Below are 21217 nucleotides of genomic sequence, written 5' to 3'. Positions count from 1 at the left end.
TGCAGGACAAAACCGGATTGAAGTTCTTTGCAAGCCGAAATATATCGTATATGTATGAATAAGATTCTGATTCCTTTTGGGCTGCTTCTGCTGTGCAGCGCTCTCTTTTCCTGTTATGACGAGAATAATAGTTACGGGGACAACTTGGTGGACAGTGTTTTTCGGAATGTGCTGGTGGACAGTTGTACCGTCACGGTGACTTCCACCATTATCGATTCGTTAGAGACGACCGGACAGGGACTTGCACTGGTGGGACAGTACACCCATTCGCTCTGGGGAACGGTCTCCGCCAGTGCCTATCTGCCTTATTCGTCTCCTTCCTATACGACGGAGGCGGACGAGGTTGTACGGTTGGATTCCCTTGTGCTGGCCCTCTCATACGGCGGCTATTCGATCGGCGACACGGCGCAACCGATGCGGCTTACTGTACACCGTCTTTTAGAGAAGGTCATCCTGAACGATAACGACTACCTTTATAACAACAGCTCTTTCGCTTATGATCCGGAGCCGATCGCCACCTGCACCTTCAAGCCGAAGCCGGGTGACAGCGAACGGTTGGAAATCCGTCTGCCGGACGACTTGGGCGAAGATATGCTCACAAGGTTGCACAGTCGCGACGACGGCCTGTCGGGCGACCGTTTCGAGGATTACTTCAAAGGGCTGGTCGTTGTTCCCGACCTCGACGTATGCCGGAATATCGTTTCCTTCAGTGTGGGCGACACGGCTTCCGCCCTGATTCTGCGCTATCGTATAGAAGATGCAATCGCGCAGGAAGCAGAGTGTGTGATCTATCCGAACACCGAGACGCAATTCTACCATGTCGACCACGACCGGACAGGGACGGCTATGGAAAGCCTGCCGCTTAAGAATCTCGAAGTCGCTTCCTCCGAACTGGATAACCGGGGCGTGCTCTTCGGAGGAATCGGCTGGTACAGCCGGCTTGGCTTTCCCCACCTGAACGAGATCCTGCAACAGGGCGAACGTATCTCGATCGAATCGGCCTATCTGAAGATCTATCCCGAACCGGGTTCCTGGTCTGAGTTCAACCCTCTTCCCGACAGCCTTTTCTTGTATATCGTAGACGAGAACAACGTGGTGACGGATGCCGTCACCGACTATTTAGGCACCGAAGTGCAGAGCGGGACGCTGGTCAAGGACGAGAGCTTCTCGGAGAACACGTATTACTACTTTGACGTCAGTACCTTCATGCAAGAGGAGTTAGGCGCTTTCGGGAAGTATAAGCACAGCCTGCAACTTGTCTTCGGCGAGGACGATTATACCCAGACATTCCGCAACCTGACTTTCAGCGACCAGGCGGGACGTTCTCCCATTGTCTTACAACTAACTTATAAAATATATGAGAGTTACTAAATACGGATGGCTGCTTGGCCTGCTGCTCCCCCTTTCTGCCGCAGCCCAGAATGTGATGACTTCCTCGCCCTATTCGATGTTCGGGATCGGGGAGATTACGACCGGGCTATATGGCTCCAATACGGCTATGGGAGGCGTTTCGACCGGTATGCGGGGGAAGATGCTTCTCAATATGGATAATCCTGCCGCCCTGACTGCCATCGATACGTGCCGCTTGCTGGCGGAAGTCTCTGCTTTTGCCAAGTGGGAAATGTATCGCTCGAAGGGAGACGACAACCAAGCTTTTACGGGCAACTTCTCACGCTTTGCGATGGCCGGGCGTATCATTCCCCGCTGGTATATGGCGGCGGGACTGACGCCTTACAGCTCGGTCGGCTATTATTTCCAGAGCACGCAGGAGCTGGAAGGTTCTCCCGGCTCTTACTATACGAGTGTGTTCTCCGGTGACGGCGGCCTTTCGAAGGTGTATCTCTCGAATGCTTTCCAGGTCTTGCCCTCGCTGTCGGTCGGTGTCAATCTGGGCTATATCTTCGGGAATATGACACAGGCGGAGACGCAGAGCACGATGGCGATCTCCCAAAAACTCTTCGGGCAGTCTTTTACGGCCGATTTCGGCGTGCAGTACTCCCGCCGTCTCGGCCGCGAACTGAACCTGACGCTCGGTGCTGTCTACGGCCTGCCCCAAACGATGAGCCTGGAGAAGACAAAGACGATGACGGATAATTCCACCTCCACCTCTTCCAATATGAAGAAGGTCAGCCAGACCTTGCCGCAGTATATCGGGGCAGGCGCTTCCGTGGAGTATAAAAAGATGACGTATGCACTCGACTATATGTACCGGCAGTACAGTTCGCTGACTTCGGCGGACACGCGTGTCACGTTCCACGATTCGCACGAACTGCGTGCCGGCGCCTGTTATTATCCGGATGGCTACAGCTCATCGAGCATCTGGCAAAGGATGGATTATAAGATCGGCCTCGGATTGTCGTCCCCTTATTATATGCATGTCAGAGGACAATCCGGTATGTCCTGGCGCGTCAGTGCCGGCCTCGGCTTCCCGCTGATGAACGGCCGCCTCCATACCGCCTTCTTCTACGACCGTGTCGACCTCAGCGGCAATGCGCTGAAGCGGGGCATAACCGGTTTCACGGTTACCTATACGCTGAGCGAGTTGTTCTATAAGGTTAAGTTGTAGAGGGATGTGTTGCCGGAAAAGAGCAAAAACATTAGAAGACTTGATAAATGAATTATAGTATCATATTAGGTAAACAAACTTATCCCTATCCATTAAGTCATTCCCCCTATTATATTATCCCTTTCATCGTAATCTATAAGTCGTCCGCTTGGCGTCGAACGATCGTTCGCTTGCCGCCGGACGATCGTTCACTGGGCGGCGGACGATCGTTCGCCACCAAGCGGACGACTTACGAATAGTAACCAACGGCCTAACATATACCGAAGAAAAGGCTAAAGGATAACGATCAAACGCTTAACAGCCGGTAGCCTTATTTGGAAGAAGTCCCGCTCTCCAGAATACTGACAATGGAGAAGAGCGTGAAACAGATGCCTCCCAATCCCGCCAACACACGTGCCGGCACGAAATAGTATCCGTGAACCGTCCCCATTTCGAACAGGAATGCCGCCAAGAAGAGGCAACCTAACGCCGTAAAGATAGGAATCAGCGGGATGCGGTTGGACAGCTTGAACTCATGCCGCCATATCTTCGACAACAGGATCACTTTGCTGGAAATACTGTAGCAGACCAGTCCCAATCCAATCATGATGTAGCCGGTCGAAGCGAGTCCCCTGTCGGCCGTACCCAATATCAGGATCAATCCCCAGATGACACACAGGCTTCCCATGATCAAGACCATCACCGGCCATATCCTTCGTTCGGAGGCGGAGAAGATGTTCCGTATCTGTCGGGCGATGGTGGCGACCAGCGTAATCAGGCAGGTACAAATCGAGGCGAGCCCGATCATGACGTGTCCCGCCACGAAATACTTCGGATGTAGTCCGCTCTTGGCAAGCAGCACGAACGCCCATACCCAGGCGACGACCGAGATGATGAGGGCAATGGAGATCAGCGTCAGCCCCTGCGTGCGTGTGAAGGCTTTGGGTGGTGGCTCGTGGTCGTTCTTCCGGGCGTTGACGGTTATCATTGTAAAGCGGGTGGATGAGGTCGCGGTTGTTGCCACACAGGCGGTGATAAGTCCGACGCCGCAGATGACATGCCCTGCCACAAACGAAGCCGTGTCCGTCGAAACATGCAGCAACCGGATTCCTCCGATAATCGTCAGGGCTGCCGACAGATAGCCCACTCCGGGAAGCACATATTTACTCACCGTCCCGAAAGTCCCGATTATCTGCCGTATGATGGTGGCGGCTGTCGAGAAAAGAGCAATGCAAATCATCCCTAACGAGAACACGACCGGACCGGCTAAAAAGCGGTTTGGGTCTGTCCCATACGACGTGATGAACAGCCCGTAACCGAAACAAAACAGGCCCATAAGCAGGGGAATAGCCCTGAACAGAACGCTAATACCGTAATTCATAGAATCATCTTTTTGAGTTTCCAGACAAACAACGCCTGCCGTAGCTTTGTTCCTGCTCTTTACATTTTATAAATACTTTTAGGGGTGGACGGTTTATGAATCCGATGCCTGTCCGTCCGCAAAGCGACAGGCATCGCATCCGGAACGGACAGGCATAACAAAAAAGCCGCCCGAAATGAATCGGACGGCTTTTTCGTATGGCAATCGAACCAGAGAGATTACACTCTTCTTTCTTTGATTCTTGCTTTCTTTCCGGTAAGAGCACGCAGATAATACAGCTTGGCGCGACGTACTTTACCAAATTTGTTTACAGTGATGCTTTCGATAAACGGAGATTCGATCGGGAAAATACGTTCTACACCTACGTTTTCAGACATCTTACGAACAGTGAAGCGTTTCTTGTCGCCGTGACCTGAGATGCGGATTACAACACCTCTGTACTGCTGGATACGTTCCTTGTTACCTTCTTTGATACGGTAAGCTACTGTAATAGTGTCACCACTCTTGAATGAAGGATATTCCTTCTTTGTAGCAAACGCTTCGTTTACAACCTTAATTAAATCCATTGTTTTATAGCTTTTTAATTGTATTTATTAATGAAACGCAATGTAACGGGCAACCTTGTCCCGACAGAGATTACGCAAAGCGGATGCAAAGTAACGAAATAATTATTTGATACGCAAAGAATCCGGATTGTTTATTTTAGATAAACTACAAGTATTGAGAGCACGTATGGTTGTTGGCTATGTTCTCTACTTCTGGTAAGAATAATACAACCATTAATCAAATAGGGCTTTGATACGGGGACGAAGGCGGTTGATTAATTCATCCGCAGTGATGGCGCGCTCCAAATCTATATCATAATCGACTTGGGATTGCATTCCTCTATGATTGTAGGAAACGATAGGTTCTTCCACTTTGAAGTGGCTTTCTTCCGGTTCTGGATATGTTTTATGTTCAGTCATTATGTGTTGTCTTTTAAGATGTCTCCAAAAGTACGGATTATAATCGGCATAGACAAATGAATCCGAATGGAAATCCAATTATGTTCGGATACAATTGGATTTCCGTTCGGAGTTATTATTCATTTCAACCACTTATCCGCAAACCGGATGTAATTCTCCCAGTCGAAATCCGTCACGTCGTGCACACCGGTACGGATGTGGTAGGCGACGCGGTCTCCGATCGAAGTGTTGACGGCCGGAAGGGTGGTTGTCTCCAGACCTTTCATGCCGTAGAGTTTGTAAACATCTCCGGCGTATGAGGTGGAAAGGAATTCTCCTTTCGGATCAGACCAGCGGTCGCCTTCGGCACTTGCCACATAAAGTGGGCGGGGAGCGATGAGGGCGAGCAGTTCGTGCTGGTCGATTGGCAGGTCGTTCTCTTTCTTATTATACAGGCGGAAGTTCTTGCAGAACCAGTGCGGGAATACGTTGTTGATGCGGTTGACCGTCTCGCCTACCTGCCGTCTGGACAAGGCTGCACCGCCACAACCGGATTCGTTGGCGACGACGATGGCAAAGCGCGTATCTAAAGCACCGGCCCAGAGTGAGGCTTTCCCCAAACGAGAATGGCCCATAAGGATCACTTTGGAGGCGTCCACCTGCCAATCTGTTTCCAGATAATCCATCACACGGCTGTTGCCCCAGGCCCAGGCGGCAATGGCCTGTCCGCCGTCTGCCGGGATATCATCGCCGGGTTTGTAGCCGAAGAGGGCGAGGATGCTTTCCGCATGCTTGTCTTTATCGTCGGGGAAGAAGTCGAAATAGTGGACGGTGGCAAGGCCGTAACCGGCATCGATAATCTTCTGCAATGGCCAGCGGGAGGCTTGGTTGCCCCGGGCTTCTTTGGAATATTGCGAAGAGATGATCTCCGGGTCTGCCGAGATTGTCTGGTTCCCCTGGAAGTTGAAGTGCAGGAAGACCGGGGCCTTGGTCTTGACATGATTCGGCAGGTACATCAGCAGCAGGGCTTTCCGTTCGACGCCGTTGCGGCTGAACGTGATCTCGATCTGTTTGCGGGTGGCACTGCCGTCGAGGGCGCTGTGGTTGTCGTCCAGCTTTTTATAGGAGACATCCACTTTGCCCTCAGGCATTTTACCATATACCTGTTCGGCAAAGATGGAAAGCAGTTCGGGACGCCTGGTCTGCTCCCATTGTTGCGAGGTGGTAACTTTCTGGCCGCTTGCTGTTTCCAGCAGGGCTGGCAGGGTGTACGGCGGAATCTTGCTTTCGTCGTAGTTGGCTTCTTCTGCATTCTGTGCGTGCAGGCCGAGCAGGCTGAATGCTAAAAGTAACAGGATGGATAATCTTTGCTTCATGGTATGATATATTAATTCTTAAATTGGCACATTAGCACATTATCCCATTGGCATATTATTTATATTTGCGAATAGGGCAATGGCGAAAGGAACAGGCTGGTGTTCCGGGTTGCCGTGTAGGCATATTCGGGCATATCTTTGATCCGTTGCCAGTCGGGATGCTTGCCGAACTTGTTCCAGGCTTCTGCGCGTGTCGGTTCGTCCTTGTACCAGGTGAGGTACATGATCGCCGGCATAATCGGTCCGGCCATTATCTCGCCGTAGCAGACGGAGTTGACGCCTACTTTGTCGAATATCTCGATCTCGTCGTTGTTGAACATGGCGATTTTCCGCTGGTTTGCCTCTTCGTTCGGGCTGTGGTAAGTGCGCAATTCCAGGAGCGTCCGGTTCTTGTCCGGCATCCGCATCACAGGGATTTTGTCGAATGCTTCACAGAGGTAGCTTTCGAAGTTGAAGTAGGCTGGCTTGGGAGCCGTCTGGTCGAAGAAAGGTTGGGCGGCTTTCCGGAACGTGGTGTCTTTCCATATATCCTTCTTTACCTTATAATAGGTGTCGATGTCGGGATAGACGAACAACAACAGGCGGCGTTCCTTTTCCTCTTTCTTGTAAGGGGCGAAAGCGCCGGCTTTGATATTCTTCCGATTATAGGCCGGGATCAATGTGTCACGGAAAAAGGCATCCAGACCGTCTCCGTCTCCTTCCAGTGTGTAGATGCGCCATTCGTAGATCTGCTTCTTTGAGGAAGCGGTTTTTTCTGTGGTCGCGGCTATTCCGTTGATTGCCGGGAGAGTGGCCAACAGGCCGGTCAGTTTCATAAAGTGTCTTCTCTGCATGGTTTGATAGAATTTGAATTAAAAAATAATTAGTAAACAGCCCAAAGGTAGGAAATATCAGGGTAAAATTCTTACTTTTGGTGTGCAATATTCTCGGGATTTGTTTAATATTTGATGAAGTAAGGAAGTTAAGATGAAGAAAATATATATCCTCCTGTTTAGTTGTGTCACGTTTTTATCCGCTCTGGCGCAGACGACACCGAACCTTTACCGGGCTGCGGACCAGGCGAAGATGAACCATTGGGTAGACTCTGTCTTTGATGCGATGAGCTACGACGAACGTATCGGACAGCTCTTTATGGTGATCGCCAATCCGAAGTCCGACACCCGCAATATGCAACGGCTGATGCGGTATGTCAATGAGGTCAAGATAGGCGGCATCCTGTTCCACAAAGGCGATCCGGTGACGCAGGCCGAGGTGACCAACCGTCTGCAAAAAGCCTCCCGCATCCCGATGCTTGTCTCGCTGGACGGCGAGTGGGGGCTATCGATGCGCCTCTCCGGTACGACACGTTTTCCGAAGAACATGATGTTGGGCGCAATCGAAGACAACAGCCTGATCACCGAATACGGGAAAGAGGTGGCCCGCCAATGCAAGGAGATGGGCATCCATATCAACTTCGCTCCGGATATGGATGTGAACAGCAATACCGATAACCCGGTGATCGGCCTGCGCTCTTTCGGCGAGAATCCGAATGCGGTTGCAGACAAGGGACTGGCTTATGCCCGCGGACTGGAAGGGCAGGGGATTATCTCCGTCTCCAAACATTTCCCCGGTCATGGCGATACGAACGAAGATTCCCATTACACCCTGCCTGCTGTCCACCACGACCGGGCGCGATTGGACAGTGTCGAACTGCTTCCTTTCAAACGTTATATCTACGATGGCTATGCCGGTGTGATGACCGGGCACTTGTATGTCCCGGCGCTGGATAAGGCTCGCAATAAACCTGTCTCCATGTCGCGTGCCGTCGTCACCGACCTGCTGCAAAAAGATTTAGGATTCCGGGGACTTTGCTTCACCGATGCGTTAGCGATGAAAGGCGCCTCCACCCGCAAATCCGATAACCCGTCCGTCATGGCTCTTCTTGCCGGAAACGATATCCTGTTGGCTCCTGCCGCTCCGATCAATGACTTTGCCGCCGTCAAGGAAGCGCTGGAAGAGGGCATTCTGGACAGGGAAGAGGTGGAAGCAAAGATCATCAAGATTTTGCAATACAAATATATCGCCGGACTGAACAACTACCGCCCCGTCGACACGAAAGGCCTGTCCGCCTGCCTGAACACGCCCCATGCCGCCTGGCTGGCGGCAAAGCTGAATGCCGAGGCGATCACGCTTATGAAGAATGAAGGAGACTTCGTGCCGCTGAAACAGTTGGACAAGAAGAAGATTGCCGCCCTCTCTATCGGAGATGACACCGGCAACGAGTTCCAGAATATGCTCTCCCGCTATGACTCGGTCGCTTGTTTCAGTATCGGCAGGAATGCGACGGCGCAGCAGGTGCAGAACGTGTATAGGAAACTGGAGAAATACGATGTGATTATCTGTGGCGTCCACACGGTGCGTATCCCGGAAAGCCTTGCCTTGCGCCAGTTGGCCGAGAAGAAAGAGCTGGTCTATGCCTTCTTCACCTTGCCCTATTTCTGTAAGGAATATAAAGCCTCCATTCTGAAAGCCAAAGCTGTGGTGATGGCTTACGAAGGGACGCCGCTCGCCCAGGAATACGCTGCGCAGGTAATCTTTGGCGGTATTGCAGCCAAAGGAAAACTTCCGGTCTCTATCCCGACCTTATACCAGGCCGGTACGGGTATCTTTACCGAAAAGACGCGCCTCGGTTATCATGAGCCGGAAGAGGTAGGCGCCAGTCCTGAGCGCCTCGATGTCATCGCCTCGATTGTGGAGGACGGACTGGAGCAGAAAGCCTTTCCTGGTTGCCAGGTCTTAGTTGCCAAAGACGGGATGATTATTTATGATAAATCGTTCGGCTATTTCAGTTACGACGGGAAACAGCCGGTTGAAGAAAACTCAGTTTACGACCTGGCCTCTTCCTCCAAAGCTGCCGGAACGCTTCTGGCAGTCATGAAGGCTTACGATGAAAAGAAGTTCACTCTGAACAATAAGATTTCCGATTTTGTCCCCGAACTGAAAGACTCCGACAAGAAGAATCTGCTTATTAAGGAACTGCTCTATCATCAGTCCGGCCTGACACCTACGATTAATTTCTACTTGAAAGCGATCGACAAGGACAGCTACAAAGGCAGCCTCTACAGCGGTGCAAAGAACGCTACACATCCCGTCCGCTTCGATGCCAAGACGTATGTCCGCAACGATTTCTCTTTCCTGCCTGACCTTGTTTCCAATAAGAAGAAACCGGGCTTTACGACAGAAGTTGCCCGGGGTATGTATCTGCACGATTCCTTTAAAGACACCATCATACAGGAAATAAAAGACTCCCGTTTGGGGGTGCGGGGCAAGTATAAATATAGTTGCATCAACTTCATCCTCCTGAAGATGATGGTTGAAAAGCAGACCGGGCAGCCGATGGATCGCCTGTTGCGCGACCGGTTCTTTAGTCGTCTCGGCGCCTGGCATACGACTTACAATCCGCTGCATGTCATGGACACGGCCTGCATTGTCCCGACGGAAAACGACCAGTTTGTTCGCCGCCAACTGCTTCGCGGTTATGTGCACGACGAGGCGGCAGCTTTCCAGGGAGGCGTTTCCGGAAATGCCGGGTTGTTCTCCAATGCGGACGATCTGGCGAAAGTCCTGCAACTCTACCTGAACCAAGGAACCTATGGCGGCGAGCAATACCTCTCCCCGGAGACCGTCCGCCTCTTCACGCAAAGCAAAAGTCCGACCTGCCGTCGCGGTCTCGGTTTCGACAAACCTGCTCCCGGTGCGGGCAAAGGTTCGCCATGCGGCAGTCTGGCGCCGGCCTCCGTCTACGGACATACCGGTTTTACCGGCACCTGCTTCTGGGTCGATCCGGACAATAACCTGCTCTATATCTTCCTGTCCAACCGCGTGAACCCGACACGGGCCAACAACAAACTAAGCTCGCTCGAAATACGGACGCGCATACAGGATGCTATCTATAAAGCAATCAATGGAGGGAAATAAAACAAAAGTCGTATCTTTGCCTCTCTATTACACGATAATTATTTACTAAAAACAGATATTGTATGCTATTCGGACACGGTGATGATTTCTATAATTCGCAGAACGAAGTAAAGATAAACTTCAGTTCAAACGTCTGGCATGGTGCTAACCTGGAAAAGCTCAAAGATCATTTGAATGAGCAGTTTGATAAACTGACACGCTATCCGGAACCGGATGCCGGCACCCTGAAGCGGTTACTGGCCCGCCGGTATGAGATGAAAGAGAATAATATTGTCGTAACAAACGGCTCGATCACGGCTTTCTACCTCCTGGCACAAGCCTGGAAGGGGGCGAAGTCGATGATTGCGATCCCCTCTTTCTCCGAATATGAAGATGCCTGCCGCCTGCACGGACATGAGATCAGCTTCTTCCCGACATCGGACGACCTGTCCGAACTCTCGCTTGAAGGACAGGACTTCTGCTGGATATGCAACCCGAACAATCCGGACGGCAAGCTGATACACCGTACCGAACTGCTGGCTCTGATCGCTGCCAACCGGCAAACTACTTTTATCATCGACCAGGCATACGTCGCCTTTACGACTGAAGATATGCTGAAGCCTTCGGATGTCAAGAATCATCCGAACCTGATCCTGGTGCAGTCCATCTCGAAAGCCTACAACATTCCGGGGCTGCGCATCGGTTACCTGATCGCCTCTCCCGAGAAGACGGAAGAGATTAATAAATACATCATTCCTTGGTCGGTCAATGCGATCGCTATCGAGGCAAGCAAATATATCCTGATCCACCCGGCACAGTTCACCTTGCCTATTCGCAAATGGCAGCGCGAGACAGCCGAACTAATCTATCAGCTGAATAAACTGGACGGTCTCGAAGTGCAACCCACTTCCACCACCTTCTTCCTGGTCCGCCTGAAGAAAGGTACTGCCGCTGCATTGAAACAGTATTTGTGGGAGAATCACGGCATACTGATCCGCGACGCTTCCAACTTCCGCGGCCTCGATGAAACCTATATCCGTGTCTCTACCCAGACCACTGCCGAGAACCAGGTGCTGGTCGATGCGGTAAAGGAATGGCTGGCGTTGATCCCGTAGAGATGCACGGCTGTGCATCTCTGCAACACAAATAAATGATGATATGAAAAACATTTGTCAATGTTCTGGTTGGTAAAGACGGACATCCGTCCGTCTCTACTTTTCCCACTCGATCATCTTCCTCTTTCTCTCGCTTCCCCAATGATATTCTCCGTATTCCCCGGTGGAACGTATGACTCTATGGCACGGTATAAACAAAGAGACCGGATTGGCTCCTACTGCCGAACCGACGGCGCGGCAGGCTTTCGGCTTTCCGATATGGTTGGCGATGGCGGAATAGGTGGTAAGTGTGCCGGCGGGAACCTTAAGCAATTCTTCCCAGACCTGTATCTGGAAATCAGTTCCCTTTACATGTAAAGGAATCGGGCCGGAGGCGCATTCTTCTTTCCCTTCTCCCGTCTCTTCCCGGTAAGTAGCATTTGGGAAAATCGCTTGTAATTCGCCTATGGCCTGCTTGCGGTCGTCATCGAAGGCGGCATAGCAAATTCCTTTTCCGGTATGGGCCAGCAGCATCTCTCCGAACTCTCCGCTGGTGTAACGGTAGCGGATGACGAGGTTTCTCCCTCCGTCTTTATATTCTTCAGGAGCCATTCTTTCGATGCGGAACGAGCAGCTGTTTAAATGTATGTAAGTCATAATGATATAGTTTGATTCTGCTTGCAAAGCTAACATTCTTCTTTAATTATGAATGATGAATTGTGAATTATTTGTAAGTTAGCAAGATTGGAAAAGTGCCCCGGCAGGAGGCTGGTTACCTTTGCGAAGTAAAACAGAAAAGAATATGCAACAAAGAACTACGACAAGAGAAGAGTATCTGAAACGGGTGAACCTGGTGGTTGAGTATATCAATAATCACTTAGGGGACGAGATTGACCTGAACCGGCTGGCCGAAATGTCGCATTTATCCCCGTATCATTTTCATCGGGTGATGAGTGCGTTCCTGGGAGAGCCGTTAGGGGCGTTCATTGTGCGGAAACGGATTGAGACTGCAGCTCATCTGCTTCGCTACACGGATATGTCCATTGGCGATATCGCTTACCGGATCGGATACGGTGCACCCTCCTCCCTGTCGAAAGCATTCAGGCAGTTCTATTCTATTTCACCTAACGAATACAGAAACAATAAAGAGTACACGATTATGAGACCAGAAAAGATATGGCCCGACCTGCAATTGGAGGCCGAAGTGAAGGAAATCCCTGCCCGCGATGTTATCTATATCCGCCTGATGGGAAACTACCAGTTGAATGACTACGGCGGAACGTGGATGAGGCTTTATGCCTTTGCCCGCGAACAGAACCTGCCGGTGAACGACCCTTGTCCGCTTTGCATCTATCACGATGACCCGAAGGTGACTTCCGAAGAGAAGCTCCGTACGGATGTCTGTATGGTGATGCCCGAAGCTATTCAGCCAAAGGGGGAAGTCGGAGCCAAACAGATTCCGGCAGGACGTTATGCCAGCTTCATTTATAAAGGCCCGTACGATAAACTGCAAGCCGTCTACGATACCATCTATGCCCGTAAGTTGCCGGAGATGGGTTGTACCCTGCGTGACGAACCGAGCTACGAACGCTACCTGAACGATCCGTGCACGACGGAGCCGGAAGATTTGCTGACAGAAATCTGCATTCCGATACAGTAGCCCTGTTAATCTTTCTTGATTTATCCTGATTCGCTGAGCCTTTTGCCGGGTTGGTTGTTTACATAGCATCTTTATTTAAACGCAGACGATTATGAAAATGACGAGCAGACATCTCAGCGATAAACTGACAACCGAAGAAAGGGACTTGCTCCCTTCTTCGGATTTTGGTATTCCCGAAACCCGTGAGTTCCCGATGCCCGATGCGGCCCACGTCCGGGCGGCAGAAGCCTATTTCAGGTATGCATCCGAAACGGACAAGCCTCTCCTGGCTTACCGGATTCTATTAAAAGCACAGGAGTATGGCGTAGAGGTTAAAAGTCCGACGGTCCTCGAATGGGCGGAGAAATATAAACCGTAATAATTCTGCCGCCGGAGGGATATTGTTACCGGAAAAGTTTTACATTTGCCCCGTGAACTGTAAAACGAATTGATTCAACTTATGAAACACCAACTCTGTATATAGCGTTTCCACACTGACATAACAGGCAAAGATACTTCCTGCCTGTTTGCACGCTATCCTATACATATACAGGGTACGAATTTCTATGCAATTATATTTATTCATTAGTCGGGATGCCTTCCCTTGAGGAGGTGTGTCCGGACGCATCCTTTAAGTTGAATTATGAACTTTTCTTATAAACAATCTGCTCATCAACTATCCGGTGATGATGAGCCTGCTGATGGAACAATTGATTAACATGACAGACGCCGTGTGTCTGGGACGGGTAGGCAAGGTTGAGCTTGGGGCTTCGGCCCTGGCGTGTATGTATTATCTGGCGATTTATATGCTGGGCTTTGGCTTCGGGTTGGGCATACAAGTACTTGTCGCACGGAAGAATGGCGAGGGACGGCTGTCTGAAACGGGCGAAGTGTTCTGGCAGGGACAGTATTTCCTGCTGGCGCTGGCATTGGCGTTATGCCTGCTGTCCGAATTTCTTTCTCCTTTCCTGCTTCGCCGGATGATTGCATCCGATGCTGTCTGGCAGGCGGTTGTCGATTATGTCCGGTGGCGTAACTACGGGCTGTTCTTTGCATTCCCGGTATTGGCGTTCCGTTCTTTCTTTGTCGGGATTACGAAGACGAAGGTGTTGATTGTGAACTCGGTGTTGATGGTGCTGGTGAATGTGGCGCTCAACTATATCCTTATCTTCGGTCGTTTCGGGTTTCCGGCATTGGGAATTTCGGGGGCGGCGATCGCCTCTTCGCTGGCGGAGGGATTCTCGCTGTTGTTCTTTAGTGTGTATGTCTGGAAGAAGGTGGACTGGAAGCGGTTCGGTCTGAAGCCTGTGTTTCGTTTCGACCTCTTGCGGCAGTTGTCCCGTTTGTCGGTGTGGACGATGGTGCGCTCTTTTGTTTGCGTGATTCCCTGGTTCTATTTCTTTGTGGTCATCGAACATTTGGGGGAGAGCCAGTTGGCGATTGCCAACATCATTCGGAATGTCTTTACCATATTCTTTGTTATCATGAACTCGTTTGCGACGACAACGAGTGCGCTGGTCAGTAACTTGATCGGGGCCGGAGAACGAGGACGGGTGATGTCGCTCTGCCGGAAAGTGATGTGGTTGAGCTATGGGATCGGGACGCCGTTTGTGTTGCTGGCTTTGCTCTTTCCCACTGTCGTATTGGGTATTTATACGAACGAGGCGTCTTTGGTTGACGGGGCTTTCTGGCCTTATCTGGTGATGTTGACGAATTATTTCCTGGCGATTCCCGGTTATATTTACTGCAATGCGGTGATCGGAACGGGGCATACCCGGACGGCTTTTGCTTTCCAGTTGGTTACGATTGCCGGCTATGTCGGGTATCTGTTACTATTGTCCGGCTTTCCGGGGATGCCGTTGGCGGTTTACTGGACTGCGGACCATGTGCATGTGTTATTGCTCTTTATCCTTTCTTATTCATATATAAGGAAGGAGTATAAACAATTCAATCTGAGTCGGGTTCTATATAAAGAAGATAATTAAAATGAACTTTTTATGGAATATCGGATAGAGAAAGACACGATGGGGGAGGTAAAAGTCCCCATCGATGCCTATTATGGCGCGCAGACACAGCGCAGTGTGGACAATTTCAAGATTGCCCGGGATATTAACCGCATGCCGATCGAGGTGATACGCGGGTTCGCTTACCTGAAGAAGGCGGCGGCTCTGGCAAACAAGGACGCGGGCGTTTTATCGGCTGAGAAGTGCGAACTGATCGGGCGTGTTTGCGACGAGATACTGGCGGGCAAGCTCGACGACCAGTTTCCGTTGGTCGTCTGGCAAACCGGTAGCGGCACGCAGACCAATATGAACGTGAACGAGGTGATTGCCAATCGGGCCCATGTCCTGAACGGCGGCAAACTGACGGATAAGGAAAAGGTGCTGCTTCCCAATGACGATGTGAACAAGTCGCAGTCTTCGAATGACACGTTTCCGACGGCTATGCATATCGCCGCCTATATCATGGTGAAAGAAGTCACCCTTCCCGGCCTGGAGAAACTGCTCAAGACGCTCCGGAAGAAAAGTCGCGACTTTATGCCTGTCGTCAAGATCGGACGTACGCACTTTATGGATGCGACCCCGCTGACATTGGGCCAGGAGTTCAGTGGTTATGCCTCCCAGTTGGAACATGGCATACGGGCGATTAAAAACGCTCTCCCGCATTTGGCGGAACTGGCGATCGGAGGGACGGCAGTCGGAACGGGTATCAATACGCCTCCTAACTTTGACGAATGCGTGTCGAAACGGGTTTCGGAGATGACGGGACAACCGTTTGTGAAGGCGCCGAATAAGTTCGAGGCGCTTGCTTCGCACGACGCGATCGTGGAGGTGCATGGCGCCTTGAAGCAGGTTGCTGTCAGCCTGATGAAGATTGCGAATGACATCCGTATGTTGAGTTCGGGACCGCGTGCCGGTATTGGTGAGATTCATCTGCCGGAGAACGAGCCGGGCTCTTCCATTATGCCGGGAAAAGTGAACCCTACGCAGTGCGAGGCCTTGACGATGATTGCCGCCCAGGTGATGGGAAACGATGTGGCAATCTCGGTCGGTGGTGCGAGCGGGCAGTTCGAACTGAATGTGTTCAAGCCGATGATTATTTATAACTTCCTGCACAGTGCCCGGCTGATAGGTGAAGGCTGTATCAGCTTTAACGACCGTTGTGCCGTCGGTATCGAACCGGTGAAGGAGAACATAAAGAAGCATCTCGACGATTCGCTGATGCTGGTCACCGCCCTGAACCCGAAGATCGGTTATTACAAAGCCGCCTCCATCGCCCAAAAAGCCTTCAAGGAGAATAAAACCTTGAAACAGGCTGCTGTCGAATTGGGACTGCTGACGGCCGAGGAATTTGACGAGTGGGTGGATCCGTCGAAGATGGTTGGTGTACTTGAGATATTCCCAGAGTGAGATAAATCATCATTTACAGGTTCAGTTTTTCTTACAACTGTATAAGTAGGGAGGAAGGTTTTGACTTGTCAAGATCGGCTATAAAATGGTATTGCAGTACTTCATAGGGTTATAGTGCCGTAAAGGAAGGAGCCACCCGGCAGATAGAATGAACGATGCGGGATGTGTGTTCCTTCCATACCTACCCGCTATTCATGTTACAGCCGTGAAACAAAAGAAATCCAACCGTAACATAGAAGGAAGACAGTTGTGACATGGAAAGAATACAGCCGTAACATGTAATAGAGGACCGGTGTTTACCCGTTATTGATTCACTATTTGGTAGATATGAAACATAAATGATCATTTACCTCTTATTCCCCTCTGTTATCACCTCCTTTATATTTTGCCTTAGTGAGTAAGCTACCTCCTTCGCATACCCGATCCGTAACAACAATGCCGGATATTCTTTATTAATAGGCAGCTCTTGCCGTATCTCCTCCGCTAACTCTTTCACCTCGCAAGGCTGGTTGAGGAAGGCGGCAGCGATGTTTTCCTGTGTGGCTGTCAGCAGGAAGCGTTGCAGGGTTCTGCCCAGGCTGATCCATTCTCCGACGGTGTTGTTGGGGATTGTGAAAAGAACTAAGTGGGAGGATGAGGCGATCTTCTTCCTGTCTCCTTTGTTCTGGGTGGAGCTGTTGAGGAATGAACCCATGATTGCTTTCGACAGGAATGCCGGCAGGTTTGGGGCGCCGAAGACGGCATAACTCAGTCCGTTGCGTGTCGCTTCCGAATGTTTTTTGTTGTAACGCATCCAGGCTTGCAGTTCCTCTTTGAAGGTCGGGTCGTTCATCTGGCTGTCGTTTCCTTTTAGGATAAGTGCTTTCAGGGCGTTAAACTCTTCGGAACCGTTCTTCCAAAGGTGAAAGTGGATGCCCGGTTCAGCAGCGATAGCGGTCAATGCTTCGAGGCTTTTCTCCGGGACTGCCTGCCCGTTGTAGACGCTCCGGTTTGTCTGCCGTTTCTCTATGGCCGGATAAAACGGGGAGGGAAGGACGTCTGCCGACTTCTCAAGGTTGATATGGATGGCGGCAGGTTGTTCGGCCGGTGCTTCTATGCTGGCTTCCGTCCGGTAACCGGCGGCCGAGGCTGCTATGCAAAGGTTCTCTGTGGCGCATCCTAAGCTGATGTATAACTCCCGGCGATTGTTGTCGACAACAGGAAGTTCTTTTGTCAGGTCCGGCAGGATTGTAATTTCTTTTTCGCCGATGCGGAAAAGCCAGGGCTGGGTGTTATGTCCCGAGGGCGCCCGGGTGGCAAGCTCTACGAGCTGAAGGTAGTCGGTGTTCATCATATTCATTTTTGAGACAAACGTAAAGAACTAAATGGTAACATCCAAATAATCCTTCTTCTCTTCAAAGATTATTCTTATTTTTGTTCCTGAAAGGAAACCGGCTGTCGCCTCCCGAAAATAGAAAATTATGGATGATAAAGTGCTCGAGAAACTGAAAGTGCTGGCGGAGTCGGCCAAGTACGATGTATCCTGCGCTTCCAGTGGAACGTCGCGTAAGAGTAAGAGCGGCGCGATAGGAAGTGCGGCGGGATGGGGCATTTGCCATAGCTTTGCTGAGGACGGCCGTTGCATCTCGCTCCTGAAGATTATGCTGACGAACTACTGCATCTTCGACTGTGCCTACTGCATCAACCGCCGCAGCAACGATATTCCCCGCGCTACGCTTTCGGTTACCGAGTTGGTGAATCTCACCATCGAGTTCTACCGCCGTAACTATATCGAAGGGCTTTTCCTGAGTTCGGGAGTGGTGCGCAATGCCGATTATACGATGGAACGCCTGGTGCGCGTTGTGAAAGACCTGCGGACGGTCTACCGTTTCAACGGCTATATCCATCTGAAAAGTATTCCCGGAGCCAGTCAGGAACTGGTGAACGAAGCCGGCCTCTACGCCGACCGTATGAGTGTGAACATCGAGATCCCGAACGAGAAAAGCCTCCGTTTGCTGGCTCCCGAAAAGGACTTTCAGAGCGTCTTCCAGCCGATGCGCTACATCCAGCAAGGTGTTTTGCAGAGTGCCGAAGAACGGAAGCGTTTCCGGCACGCCCCGCGTTTTGTACCGGCCGGACAGAGTACGCAGATGATCGTCGGTGCCACTTCTGATTCGGACAAAGACATCCTCCGCCTCTCGTCCGCCCTCTATCAGCGTCCGACAATGAAGCGCGTGTACTACTCCGGCTTTATCCCCGTCAACGAATACGACAACCGACTGCCGGCCCTGAAACAACCGCCGTTGGTGCGTGAGAACCGTCTTTATCAGGCGGACTGGCTACTCCGCTTCTATCAGTTCAAGGTGGATGAGATCGTGAACGATGCCTATCCCGACCTGGACTTAGAGGTCGACCCGAAGCTCGGCTGGGCGTTGCGTCATCCGGAACAGTTCCCGGTCGATATCAATAAAGCGGACTACGAGATGCTGCTCCGCGTGCCCGGTATCGGCGTGAAGTCGGCGAAACTGATCGTTGTCTCCCGCCGTTATTCCCGCCTGGGGACGGAACAGTTGAAGAAGATCGGTGTCGTGATGAAGAAAGCCCAGTATTTCATCACCTGCCACGAGCTGCCGATACGGACAATCAACGAAGTGTCGCCCGAAGCCGTCCGCCAACTCCTTGTCCGGAAAGCGGGACGGAAGAAGACGGACGATCGCCAGCTTATCCTTCAATTCCAGAATGAACCATGACAATCTTTGTGTACGATAAAACATTCGAAGGGTTGCTCACTGCTGTCTTCGATGCCTATTCCCGCCGCAGTTTCCCGGATCTGTTGCTGGCAGAGGGGGAGCCTTTTCCCTTGTTCTACGATGAGGCGGTGACAATCTATACGGATGATGCCAAGGTCGACCGCGTCTGGAAAGGGTTGCAAAAGAAGATATCTGCGACAGCCTTGTCCGTGATAACCGTCACGTGGCTGTCCGAATTGCCGGAGGCGGACCTGCTGCTTTTCCGCTATATCCGGAAAGCGATCGACGCTCCCCGTACGATCGAGCTCAACTTTGGCGATCCCGATGTATTGGAAGTCGCTAAAATCTGGAAGAAAGTGACGAACGAGCGCCTGCGTGTCATGCAGTTCCTGCGTTTCCAGAAGGCGGCAGACGGCACTTTCTTTGCTGCCGTCAAACCAATATACAACGTCCTGCCACTTACGCTCAGCCACCTGACGGACCGCTTTGCCGACCAGTGTTGGCTGATCTATGACCTGCAACGTGAGTACGGCTACTATTACGACTTGAAGGAAACGACGGAAGTGCGTTTTGAAGAAAAGGAAGCTCACCTGCTTTCCGGCCTGCTCAGCGAAGAACTCATGGATGCCGACGAAAAACTGTTCCAGCAGATGTGGAAAACCTACTTCAAATCCATCGCCATAAAGGAACGCCTTAACCCGAAGCTACACCGCCAACACATGCCCGCCCGCTTCTGGAAGTATATGCCGGAGAAGCTATAAGCAGTGTCCCTGCCGGATACAGTCCAGGGCAAATTCCAGCTGTGTGTCTCGTCCTTCCATGTAGTCCGATACCGTTTGCTTGACGATATAATTGGGCTCGATGCCTATTCCCTCCAGCGGAAAACCTTTGGGGGAAACGTCGGGACGGGCAGTCGGGATACGGGAGCTGGTGCCATGGGACGTCTTGAACGTCCGGGGATTGTTACCTGTGTCTCCGGCTGTCGGTTCACCAATCAAGAGGGCATTGCCGCTCTCCTTCATGTCGATAACGAAACTTTCGGCGGCGGAACAAGTGAAGGTGCTTGTCAATAAGAGGATCTTCCCTTGATAAGCATCTTCCATCGGAATCATCGGATGACGTCCCAGGCAGTGAGGCTGTTCTTTTCGTATCAGGTAACGGCAAAGGTCCCGTCCGTTACCGCTGTTCCCACCACCGTTTCGGCGGACGTCGACAATCAGGTAAGGCAGGTGTCTTACTTTCGGGTAATCTTCGGCGAAGTCCTCCATCACTCCGTTCATCATGGAGTTTATTTCCAGATATCCGATGCTGTCGTTCAGGATTTTCCAGGATGTTTTCCGCCGGTCGGCAACCGGAATGTTATCTTGGGGCTGCAAGACGAGTTGCAGATTAAGTGTGTCGGCTCCGCGGCAAACGGTGTAGGTCTTTACCGTGTCGGTGAAGCTTTTGAAGAGGCTGCGGGCTGTGAATAAACGTTTGTATTCCGGTGTCGAGGCCGATATATACTTCTCGTTCCGGTCCATCCACTCCTTGATCGGCGTCCCGTCGACAGCGATGATCCGGTCTTTATCGTTGAATCCTGACCGTTGCAGGTACATGTCCGGCTTATCCACGAAAAGTGTGTCGTCGATATAAGCCGGGAAAGCACTTGTCCGGTACTCTTTAAAGTAAACATAGGTATGTGCGACGCGTAAATCCGCGAAGTATTCCCACAGCGTTCTCCCATATTCTTCTCCGGTGGATAACTTCCCGATCCGTTCGGCATAGGAGGCGGAAAGGGCGTCGATATCGATATGCTTGGACTCGTAGAGGGAGTAGTTCCTTTTTACTATTTGGCTGATCTCGGCGAAGTCTTCTGAATACTGGTCAGGCGAAAGCGGCAGTTCGGACATATAATGCCTTTCTATTTCCACCTCGGAAGAATAGAAATACTTGGCGTAAACGATCAGTCCGATAAATGCCAGACCTATAAGGATGATAATAACTGCTACTATTCGACCGATGAGTTTTAGTGCTTTCATAAGATATTATATTGCATGAATTTCAGCAAATGTATAGATTTGTTCATTCCCCTGCAATAAACCGCGAATCTTTTCATTGCAGTCTGCGGATTTTGATACCTGGATGTTGCCGGGGAGCGATGCCTATTCCTTTCAAAAGCGA

General features: G+C 51.1%; 19 protein-coding genes. 11 read left to right on the top strand and 8 right to left on the bottom strand.

The genetic code is table 11. The annotated features are described in order from the left end of the window. Positions 1-54: 54 nt before the first annotated feature. From DW083_RS15110 to DW083_RS22020, 3 genes are read left to right on the top strand one after another with little or no spacing between them, the layout of a single operon-like run. Positions 55-1371, top strand: a complete 1317-nt coding sequence (locus DW083_RS15110) for a DUF4270 family protein (RefSeq protein WP_122332949.1) — start codon at positions 55-57, stop codon at positions 1369-1371. Then, the gene (locus DW083_RS15105; RefSeq protein ID WP_122332936.1) at positions 1358-2566 is read left to right on the top strand and encodes a hypothetical protein; all 1209 of its coding nucleotides are present in this window, start codon (positions 1358-1360) and stop codon (positions 2564-2566) included. Before DW083_RS15110 ends, DW083_RS15105 begins: the two co-directional genes overlap by 14 nt. A 47-nt stretch (positions 2567-2613) precedes the next feature. Then, positions 2614-2805, top strand: coding sequence for a hypothetical protein (locus DW083_RS22020; protein ID WP_147382146.1), 192 nt, complete (start codon positions 2614-2616; stop codon positions 2803-2805). Between the two features lie 71 nt (positions 2806-2876). Here DW083_RS22020 and DW083_RS15100 read toward each other — a convergent pair whose 3' ends face one another. The 5 genes from DW083_RS15100 to DW083_RS15080 all read right to left on the bottom strand — a co-directional run bounded on the left by DW083_RS15100 (position 2877) and on the right by DW083_RS15080 (position 7079). Then, complete coding sequence (locus tag DW083_RS15100) at positions 2877-3926, bottom strand: DUF2776 domain-containing protein (protein ID WP_122332935.1); 1050 nt, start codon at positions 3924-3926, stop codon at positions 2877-2879. Between the two features lie 218 nt (positions 3927-4144). Beyond that, positions 4145-4492: a 50S ribosomal protein L19 gene (gene rplS / locus DW083_RS15095; protein WP_115498015.1), complete on the bottom strand. Its 348-nt coding sequence runs from the start codon at positions 4490-4492 to the stop codon at positions 4145-4147. Between the two features lie 213 nt (positions 4493-4705). Beyond that, positions 4706-4891 carry a hypothetical protein gene (locus tag DW083_RS15090; protein ID WP_122332934.1) on the bottom strand — a complete coding sequence of 62 codons (186 nt, stop codon included), beginning with the start codon at positions 4889-4891 and terminating at the stop codon, positions 4706-4708. 119 nt (positions 4892-5010) lie between these two features. Continuing rightward, positions 5011-6246, bottom strand: coding sequence for an acetylxylan esterase (locus DW083_RS15085; protein WP_122332933.1), 1236 nt, complete (start codon positions 6244-6246; stop codon positions 5011-5013). Positions 6247-6305: 59 nt separating this feature from the next. Further along, the gene (locus DW083_RS15080) at positions 6306-7079 is read right to left on the bottom strand and encodes an NIPSNAP family protein (RefSeq protein WP_115498019.1); all 774 of its coding nucleotides are present in this window, start codon (positions 7077-7079) and stop codon (positions 6306-6308) included. A 133-nt stretch (positions 7080-7212) separates the two neighbouring features. On the opposite strand from DW083_RS15080, the gene DW083_RS15075 reads away from it, so the two are divergent. Next, complete coding sequence (locus DW083_RS15075; protein ID WP_122332932.1) at positions 7213-10203, top strand: glycoside hydrolase family 3 N-terminal domain-containing protein; 2991 nt, start codon at positions 7213-7215, stop codon at positions 10201-10203. A gap of 62 nt (positions 10204-10265) precedes the next feature. Then, the gene (locus DW083_RS15070) at positions 10266-11297 is read left to right on the top strand and encodes an aminotransferase class I/II-fold pyridoxal phosphate-dependent enzyme (protein WP_122332931.1); all 1032 of its coding nucleotides are present in this window, start codon (positions 10266-10268) and stop codon (positions 11295-11297) included. Positions 11298-11393: 96 nt separating this feature from the next. Here the strand turns inward: DW083_RS15070 and DW083_RS15065 are convergent, their stop codons facing one another. Beyond that, positions 11394-11933 (bottom strand): methylated-DNA--[protein]-cysteine S-methyltransferase, encoded by a 540-nt coding sequence (locus DW083_RS15065; RefSeq protein WP_122332948.1) that lies wholly within the window; start codon positions 11931-11933, stop codon positions 11394-11396. 145 nt (positions 11934-12078) lie between these two features. On the opposite strand from DW083_RS15065, the gene DW083_RS15060 reads away from it, so the two are divergent. The 4 genes from DW083_RS15060 to fumC all read left to right on the top strand — a co-directional run bounded on the left by DW083_RS15060 (position 12079) and on the right by fumC (position 16325). After that, a complete protein-coding gene (locus DW083_RS15060) occupies positions 12079-12936 on the top strand; it encodes a GyrI-like domain-containing protein (protein ID WP_122332930.1) in 858 nt (285 codons plus the stop codon). 91 nt (positions 12937-13027) lie between these two features. Beyond that, the gene (locus DW083_RS15055) at positions 13028-13294 is read left to right on the top strand and encodes a hypothetical protein (RefSeq protein WP_370039215.1); all 267 of its coding nucleotides are present in this window, start codon (positions 13028-13030) and stop codon (positions 13292-13294) included. A gap of 322 nt (positions 13295-13616) precedes the next feature. Further along, the gene (locus tag DW083_RS15045) at positions 13617-14900 is read left to right on the top strand and encodes an MATE family efflux transporter (protein WP_370039213.1); all 1284 of its coding nucleotides are present in this window, start codon (positions 13617-13619) and stop codon (positions 14898-14900) included. A gap of 12 nt (positions 14901-14912) precedes the next feature. Further along, positions 14913-16325 carry a class II fumarate hydratase gene (fumC, locus tag DW083_RS15040; protein ID WP_122332927.1) on the top strand — a complete coding sequence of 471 codons (1413 nt, stop codon included), beginning with the start codon at positions 14913-14915 and terminating at the stop codon, positions 16323-16325. 346 nt (positions 16326-16671) lie between these two features. On the opposite strand, the gene DW083_RS15035 is transcribed toward fumC, so the two are convergent. Continuing rightward, the gene (locus tag DW083_RS15035) at positions 16672-17664 is read right to left on the bottom strand and encodes a nitroreductase (RefSeq protein WP_122332926.1); all 993 of its coding nucleotides are present in this window, start codon (positions 17662-17664) and stop codon (positions 16672-16674) included. A gap of 121 nt (positions 17665-17785) precedes the next feature. Here DW083_RS15035 and DW083_RS15030 point away from each other — a divergent pair, with 121 nt between their 5' ends. After that, a complete protein-coding gene (locus DW083_RS15030; RefSeq protein WP_122332925.1) occupies positions 17786-19054 on the top strand; it encodes a putative DNA modification/repair radical SAM protein in 1269 nt (422 codons plus the stop codon). Next, on the top strand, positions 19051-19815 hold the full coding sequence (locus tag DW083_RS15025) for a TIGR03915 family putative DNA repair protein (RefSeq protein ID WP_122332924.1): 765 nt from the start codon (positions 19051-19053) through the stop codon (positions 19813-19815). Before DW083_RS15030 ends, DW083_RS15025 begins: the two co-directional genes overlap by 4 nt. On the opposite strand, the gene DW083_RS15020 is transcribed toward DW083_RS15025, so the two are convergent. Then, positions 19810-21075 carry a S41 family peptidase gene (locus tag DW083_RS15020; RefSeq protein WP_122332923.1) on the bottom strand — a complete coding sequence of 422 codons (1266 nt, stop codon included), beginning with the start codon at positions 21073-21075 and terminating at the stop codon, positions 19810-19812. The two genes, DW083_RS15025 and DW083_RS15020, sit on opposite strands and share 6 nt — an antisense overlap. Positions 21076-21217: the final 142 nt, after the last annotated feature.

This window comes from Parabacteroides sp. AF48-14, from assembly GCF_003477465.1.
GTDB lineage: Bacteria > Bacteroidota > Bacteroidia > Bacteroidales > Tannerellaceae > Parabacteroides > Parabacteroides acidifaciens.
Note: the sequence above shows the minus strand (reverse complement) of the source record. Positions and strands in the feature narration are given on the sequence as shown.